Annotated in this window: 1 protein-coding gene; it reads right to left on the bottom strand. The window is 74.9% G+C overall.

The features are described 5' to 3' along the window. A partial coding sequence (locus H5J30_RS34230) for a DEAD/DEAH box helicase (RefSeq protein ID WP_181791708.1) occupies positions 1–1,233 on the bottom strand: 1,233 nt, incomplete at both ends.

The following is a 1,233-nucleotide window of genomic DNA, read 5'->3' on the forward strand; positions in this document are numbered from 1 at the left end:
GTCGCCTCCGCGCGCAGCTCCACGGCGTGCTTGCGGGCCCGTTCCAGCTGGGCCTCCAGCTGCGTCACGTCCCGCTCCGCGGCGGTCGCCGCCTGGGACGCCGACTCGGCCTGCACCTCGTCGATCGACCGGGCGCCCGTGATCCGCGCCACATCGGGGTCGAACGCGCCGCGCCCGCTGATGATGTGCCGCGAGGCGTCCACCGCCGCGTCCTCCAGCAGGCGGAAGACGGTGCGGCGCTGGTGCGGCAGGGCGAGGGAGACGACGGTGCCGGACTCGCCGGCCCGGGCCGTGCGGCCCGCGCGGTGCAGGTAGTCCTTGTGGTCGCCGGCCGGGTCGACGTTCAGCACCAGGTCGATGCCGTCGACGTGGATGCCGCGCGCGGCGACGTCCGTCGCCACCAGCGCGTGCACCCGGCCGTCCTTGAAGTCCGCCAGCGTGTGCGTCCGCGCGCCCTGCGTCATGCCGCCGTGCAGCGCGGCGGCGCGCACGCCGGTCTCGCGGAGCTGGTCCGCGACGCGGTCGGCGCCGAGCTGGGTGCGTACGAAGACGATGGTGCGACCCCTGCGCGCCGCGATGGCGGCCGTGACCGGCGCCTTGTCGCGGGGCTTCACGACGAGCACGTGGTGGCTCATCGTCGTCACCGCGCCGGCCGACGGGTCCACCTCGTGGCTGACGGGGTCGACGAGGTAGCGCTTGACGAGCGTGCCGACGCCCTTGTCCAGCGTGGCCGAGAACAGCATCCGCTGCCCGCCCGACGGCACCTGGTCGAGCAGCTCGGTGACCTCGGGCAGGAAGCCCAGGTCGGCCATTTGGTCGGCCTCGTCCAGCACGGTGATCTGCACCCGGTCCAGGGAGCAGGCGCCGCGGTCGATGACGTCGCGCAGCCGGCCGGGGGTGGCGACGAGCACGTCGACGCCGCGCTCCAGCGCGCCGATCTGGCGGCCCATGGACGTACCGCCGCAGACGACCTTCATCGACAGCCGCAGCACGTCGCCGTACGGCTGGAGCGCGTCGGCGACCTGCATGGCCAGCTCGCGCGTCGGGGTGAGGATGAGGCCGCGGGGGCGCTTGGCGTCGGTGTGGCCGCCGGCGAGGGTCGCGAGCAGCGGCAGGCCGAAGGAGAGGGTCTTGCCGGAGCCGGTACGGCCGCGGCCGAGCACGTCGCGGCCGGCGAGGGCGTCGGGGATGGTGGCGGCCTGGATCGGGAACGGGGTGGTGACGCCGTAGTCC

The organism is Streptomyces phytophilus (genome assembly GCF_013870535.1).
Classification (GTDB): Bacteria; Actinomycetota; Actinomycetes; order Streptomycetales; family Streptomycetaceae; genus Streptomyces; species Streptomyces phytophilus.